We start from the raw sequence: 6,000 nt of genomic DNA, 5'->3' as shown, positions 1-6,000 counted from the left end.
ACCATACACCTCGATGGCCACCTGAGATTACACCGAAGACGGCGCTGAATTTACACCACGTCCGTGGACGCTACCCTTCGGACCTGTGTCCTCGTTGCGGTTTGGCGATGGGTTCACCGAAACGCGAAGCTACGATCAAAGCTACCGCCTTACGGGTCTGCGGGACAGTGACGGAATAACTGTCTTACGTGATCTCGCGCTTAGCTATGATCTGCGCGACAATCTGATCGGGGTTCTGGATCTGCTTGACGCGAGCCAGAGTGAAACCTTCGGCTATACCCCGCGCGAACATCTCGCCTCGGCCAGCGGGCCCTATGGTGCGCTCGGTTTCGCGTATGACGGTGTGGGCAACCGGATCAGCTACAGTTTCGGCGATGGGGCTGATCACCGCTGCGTGGGCTAAGGCGAGTTTCTCGTGCGGATGATCGCGGTGCGGAGCTATAGTCCCCTGTTGCTGCGCCTTAAGATGCGTCACATCTCGGTTGGGCAAGGGTAAACGACCGTTTTCTCCGCATCACAGCGACACCATGCCAAGTTTTGCTGTGGCACGGTTCGACAGGCGGCTTTGAGAATGCGGCGATGCAGCATCCCTAACATAAAGGTGGCGGCAAGGGGCCGAGTGCAGCGGGGTCTGTGGCTTCCAGGCTTGTTCTTCCTCAGCTTCTTTTCCAAGACTCAATGAAAATCCCGGCTTGGGAACAGGCGCTTGGCTTGCTCGCGGGGGTGGCGGGCGGTGGGGCGCGGGCGGGGTGCATCGTCAGCTTGCGGGTGCGTGAGGCCGATCATTTCGGGCATCGGGTGGCCGAGATCCGAGAGGCGGTGCGAGAGGTCTTCGATCCTGTCCGCGATCAGGTGCACGACGATCCCCTCGCGCTCCAGCCGCCCGGTTACGCGCAAGAGCCGCCCGCCCATCACCGCGCGGCGGAAACGTTCATAGACCTTTGGCCAGACCACGATATTCGACACGCCGGTTTCATCCTCCAGCGTCAGAAAGATCACCCCCGAGGCGGTGCCGGGGCGTTGGCGGGTGATGACAAGGCCGCACACCGCAAGGCGGCCCGGCGGCGCGCTCACGAGCTGATCATGGCAAGTCAGACCGGGGAGGGCAGGGCGCAACAATTCCATCGGATGCGCGCGCAGGGTCAGGCGCATGGCCACGTAATCCTCGACCACCTCTTCGCCCAGATGCATAGCAGGCAAGCTGACCTCGGGTTCGCGCAGCCCCTCGCCATCCAGCGGGTTGGAAAACAGCGGTAGTGGTGCAGGCGCCCGGATCGCGCGCACCGCCCAAAGGGCCGCGCGCCGCGTCAGCCCCATGCCGGTGAAGGCATCGGCCTCGGCCAGCCGTTCGAGCGTGGCGGGCGGGGTGCCCGCGCGCAGCCACAGGCTTTCGGGGTCGGGGTAGCCATTGCCGCGCGCCGCCACGATCCAGCCCGCATCCTCGGCGCGAAAGCCCTTGATCTGGCGAAACCCGAGCCGCAGCGCGAGCTGCCCATCGGCCCGGCGTTCGAGCGTATTGTCCCATTCGGAGCGGTTCACACAGATCGGCCGCACCTCGACCCCATGCTCGCGCGCATCGCGCACGATCTGGGCGGGGGCATAAAACCCCATCGGCTGCGAATTCAGCAGCGCGCAGGCAAAGACCGCAGGATGATGGCATTTGAGCCATGACGACACATAGGTCAGCATGGCAAAGGCGGCGGCGTGGCTTTCGGGAAAGCCGTAATCGGCAAAGCCCTCGATCTGGGCGAAACAGGCCTCGGCCACCGCCTGTGTATAGCCATTCGCCCGCATCCCCGCAATAAAGCGGTCGCGATGCGCGCCGATCGTGCCCATGCGGCGGAACGAGGCGAGCGAGCGGCGCAGCTGATCGGCCTCTTCCGCGCTATAGCCTGCGCCCACCACCGCGATCTGCATCGCCTGTTCTTGAAACAGCGGCACGCCAAGGGTTTTGGCCGTGACGGCGGCCAGTGCGGGGCCGAAGGGCTCGGGCGCCTCAAGCCCCTGACGGCGGCGGATATAGGGCTTGACCATGCCGCCCTGAATGGGGCCGGGACGCACGATGGCGACCTCGATCACCAGATCGTAGAAAGTGGCGGGCTTCATCCGCGGCAGGAAATTCATCTGCGCCCGGCTTTCCACCTGAAACACGCCCACCGCATCGGCGCGTTGCAGCATCGCGTAGGTGGCCGGGTCTTCCTGCGGCACGCTGTCGAGCCCAAGGGTTTTGCCCTCATGCGCTTCCAGCAGGGCAAAGCTTTTGCGCAGGCAGGTCAGCATGCCAAGGCTCAGGATATCGACCTTGAGGATGCCAAGCGCGTCAATGTCGTCCTTGTCCCATTCGATGCAGGTGCGCCCCTCCATCGCGGCATTTTCGATTGGGCAAAGCGCATCGAGCCGCCCGCGCGTGATGATGAAGCCGCCGACATGCTGGCTCAGGTGGCGCGGGAAGCCGATGATCTCGCGGATGAGACGGATCGTGAGCGATAGTCGCGGGTCCTCGGGGTTCAGCCCCATCTCGCGCATCCGCGCGGGATCGGCGCCGCGGTTCGATTGCCCCCAGATCTGGCTGGAAAGGGCCGCCGTCACATCGGCCGAAAGGCCCATCACCTTGCCCACCTCGCGGATCGCGGCGCGGGTGCGGAAATGGATCACCGTGGCACAAAGCCCCGCGCGGTCGCGGCCGTATTTCTCATAGATCCACTGGATGATTTCTTCGCGCCGCTCGTGCTCGAAATCCACGTCGATATCGGGCGGCTCGCCGCGATGGCGCGAGATGAACCGCTCGAACACCATGCCGATCATGTCGGGCGAGACATCGGTGATGCCAAGCAGGTAGCACAGGATCGAATTGGCCGCCGAGCCGCGTCCCTGACACAGGATGCCGCGCGCGCGCGCCTCGGCCACGATGTCGTGGACGGTCAGGAAATAGGGCGCATAGCCCAGCTCGGCCACCAGCCCCAACTCCTTGGCCATCAGCGTGTAGACCCGCTCGGACGCGCCTTGCGGATAGCGCCGCGCCAACCCTTCGCGGGCCAGCCGGTCGAGCCGCACCTGAGGCGCTTCGCCCTCGGTGCCCTCGTCGGGATAGTCGTAGCTGAGTTCGCCCAGATCGAAGGCACAGCGCGCGGCGATCTCTGCCGTGCGCCGCAGCGCGGCCGGATGATTGCGGAACAGCCGCGCCATATCGGGGGCGCCCTTGAGCCGGCGCTCGGCATTGGGCAGGGCGCGGGTGCCGATCTGATCAATCGTGATCCCTTCGCGCAGGCAGGTCAGCACATCGGCAAGCGGGCGGCGGGCGGCGCGGTGCATCAGCACATCGCCCAAGGCGACCATCGGGGTGGAACATCGCAACGCCAGCGCCGCGCAGGCCGCAAACCACGCCTGATCCGATCCGTCATAGCGCGGCGCGGCCCCAAGAAACACATGGCCGGGAAAGCGGTGCGCAAGGCGCTGGAGCGCGGCCCGGGCCGAGGTGAGATCGGGGGGAGGCAGGGCGATCAGGATCATGCCCTGACAGCCTGCCTCCAGATCGGCCAGATCGAGGTGGCACTCGGCCTTGCCAGCGCGGCGTTTGCCAAGCGTCAAAAGCTGCGAAAGGCGTTCATAGGCCGCGCGGTCAGTGGGCAGGGCGACCCATTCGACCGGGCAATCGCGCAGCACCAGCCGCGCCCCCACGATCAGCTTGGGGAGCACGGGGCCATGAGGGCGATGCAATGTCTCGGCAGGGGCGGTCTCTTGCCGCGAACTGGGGTCGTGCTGCCGGGTGGAGCGGATCGGGACGCCCGCCTCGGCCTCTTTACGCAGGCTGCGCAACGCCGACCACGCCCGCACCACACCGGCGAGCGAGTTCCGGTCGGTGATGGCGATGGCCGACAGCCCCAGTTCGGCCGCGCGCAGCACCAGCTCCTCGGGGTGTGAGGCGCCTGTCAGAAAGGTGAAATTCGAGGTCACGCAGAGCTCGGCATAGGTGGGGGTCATGCGAACTCTCCCTGCACGAACCAGCCGGGGTTTTGCGGCGTGTAAAACAGCCACAGCCGCCGCCCCTCACGGGTGTCGATCTTCCAGTAATCGCGCAGCCCCGAGCGCCAGTTGTCATCGGGCAGCCACCATTCGGGGGTGATCCGTTCGGGGCCAGTGGCGCGCGCGGTGGTGAGGGTCATACGCCGCCAGCGAAACCGCGCGGGCGGCTGCGCGCCAGAGGCATGGATCGGCTCGGGCGGGAACAGCCGGATCGGACGCGGGCGAGGCGCATGAAACCCACCCTGCGCCTCGCTGAAGGCGGCGGGTGCAATCAGAAAACTACGCTCGGGGATATGACTGTCGGCGGGCAGAAACCGCTGGATGTTCTCCAGGCCGATCCGCGTGCCGATGCGCGTGATCAGATCGGCAAGGCGGTCAGGGCTGGCGACTTGGGGACCGATCTGTTGCACGGGCAGGGGTTCTGTCTGCACCGCCTCAAGCCGGATTTGGTCGATACCGAAACCTGCATCCACCTCGGCCACGCCGCGCTGGAACAGCGGCAAAATCCGCGTGGGCTCGCGCATGGCGGCGGCAAGGCGCAGCTCGACCTGCTGGCTGGCCTGATCGACGCGGCGGAGCGTCAGGCACAGCCGCCGCGCGCCCATGTCCTGCGCGGCGAGCTTGGCGCAAAGCGGCGCAAGCAGGCGCTCGGTCGCGGCCATCACATCGGCCTCAAGGCCGATCGGTTCGGGGAAGGTCAGGCGGGTGCTGAACTGTGGCGGCTCGGCCTCGGGGGTCACGGGTTCGGGCTGCGCGCCAAGGGCCTGATCGAGCCGCAAGAGCAGATCGGGGCCAAAACGGCGCGCCAGCGGCGCGCGTGGGCTGGCGGTCAGATCACCGATAGAACGCAGGCCCAGACGTTGCAGCCCGGTGACGATCTCGGGCGCAAGGCGAAGAGCTGCCACGGGCAGCGCAAGCAGCCCGTCCTCGGCGGTGTCCTGTGGGGCAAAATGCGCCAGCGCCCATGCCGCGCCCCGCGTGCCCGCCGCTCCCAGCCGCACGTCGATATTCGCCCGCGCGAGCCGTGCGCGCATATCGGCCAGCAGCGCCGCCTCACCGCCCCACAGATGCGCCGATCCGGTGATGTCCAGCACCAGCCCGTCGGTGCCCTCAAAGCCCACCCAAGGGCAGAACCGCTCCGCCCATCGCCGCAGGCCGCGCAAAAACCGCGTATCGCGGGGCAGATCGGCGGGCTGGCTGAGCAGATCGGGGCAAAAGCTGCGCGCATCGGCCATGCGCATCCCGCGGTGCAGGCCCGCCTGCTCGGCGGCGGGGTTCAGGCAATGGATCAGTTCTGTGCTGCCGGTGCGCGCGGCAATGACGAAGGGCGCGTCACTCGGGCGTGCCCGCAGAACCCGGTCGCTCGCCAACCGGGGGAACCACATGGAGACGATGCGTCTGTGCGTCCCAGTGAACATGCCACGCGCCAATTGTTCCTGATTTGTTCTTAATAATTTCCCACCGCATCAGAGTCGAGTCACCTTGCGCCGGATCGAAGATCGGCGTGGCCCGCCAACGCGTTTCGGCGGCGTTCGAGCCCATGCCCTCGGGGATAAGGCACAGCCCCGTCGTGCCGCCCGCCCGGGCGGCCAGTTGCAACCGCCGCCCTTCACGCAGATCGAGGGGGCGCGTCACCTCCAGCACGACAAGAGAGAGGCTGCCGTCTTTGAGCGCCTCTTCGGCAACCGCCAGACTGTCGGTCTGATTTTGCGTTCTGGCCAGCAACAGCTTGGCCGGGTCAAGAAGCGGCATCATGCCTGCCGGGGTCAGCATATCCGCAAGCCACGCCTCCTGAACCCAAAGCGCCCGCCCCCCCGCTACCGCCGCAGCAATGGCAGAAAACCCCGTGGAGGCGGGGCCGCAAACCTCATGCACGCGGCCTGCACGCAAAGGGAAGAAAGGAGGCAGCTGAGACGACATTCCTGAAATCTATCGCAGTGTCGGGCGGTTTCAAATGGCTCTTTGGGGGGCGAGCGA

Annotated in this window: 4 protein-coding genes; 1 reads left to right on the top strand and 3 read right to left on the bottom strand. The window is 66.3% G+C overall.

Translation table 11 applies throughout. The features are described 5' to 3' along the window. Window positions 1–94 precede the first annotated feature (94 nt). The gene (locus P0X85_RS14590) at window positions 95–403 is read left to right on the top strand and encodes a hypothetical protein (protein WP_275814985.1); all 309 of its coding nucleotides are present in this window, start codon (window positions 95–97) and stop codon (window positions 401–403) included. A gap of 272 nt (window positions 404–675) precedes the next feature. Here P0X85_RS14590 and P0X85_RS14585 read toward each other — a convergent pair whose 3' ends face one another. Genes P0X85_RS14585 through P0X85_RS14575 form a run of 3 tightly spaced genes read right to left on the bottom strand, consistent with a single transcriptional unit; the run spans window position 676 to window position 5,943 of the window. After that, window positions 676–3,981, bottom strand: coding sequence for an error-prone DNA polymerase (locus P0X85_RS14585; RefSeq protein ID WP_275814982.1), 3,306 nt, complete (start codon window positions 3,979–3,981; stop codon window positions 676–678). Further along, window positions 3,978–5,441, bottom strand: a complete 1,464-nt coding sequence (locus P0X85_RS14580; RefSeq protein WP_275814979.1) for a Y-family DNA polymerase — start codon at window positions 5,439–5,441, stop codon at window positions 3,978–3,980. The genes P0X85_RS14585 and P0X85_RS14580 overlap by 4 nt, the downstream gene beginning before the upstream one ends. Next, window positions 5,356–5,943: an ImuA family protein gene (locus P0X85_RS14575; protein ID WP_275814976.1), complete on the bottom strand. Its 588-nt coding sequence runs from the start codon at window positions 5,941–5,943 to the stop codon at window positions 5,356–5,358. The genes P0X85_RS14580 and P0X85_RS14575 overlap by 86 nt, the downstream gene beginning before the upstream one ends. Between the last annotated feature and the right edge of the window lie 57 nt (window positions 5,944–6,000).

This window comes from Pseudothioclava nitratireducens, assembly GCF_029210495.1.
GTDB classification, from domain to species: Bacteria; Pseudomonadota; Alphaproteobacteria; order Rhodobacterales; family Rhodobacteraceae; genus Pseudothioclava; species Pseudothioclava nitratireducens.
This window is presented reverse-complemented; position numbering and strand designations above follow the sequence as displayed.

Bases quoted from the DNA above. Each gene is read 5' to 3' on its own strand.
- P0X85_RS14585 (WP_275814982.1), bottom strand. From the start codon at position 3,981: ATGACCCCCACCTATGCCGAGCTCTGCGTGACCTCGAATTTCACCTTT.
- P0X85_RS14580 (WP_275814979.1), bottom strand. From the start codon at position 5,441: ATGTTCACTGGGACGCACAGACGCATCGTCTCCATGTGGTTCCCCCGG.
- P0X85_RS14575 (WP_275814976.1), bottom strand. From the start codon at position 5,943: ATGTCGTCTCAGCTGCCTCCTTTCTTCCCTTTGCGTGCAGGCCGCGTG.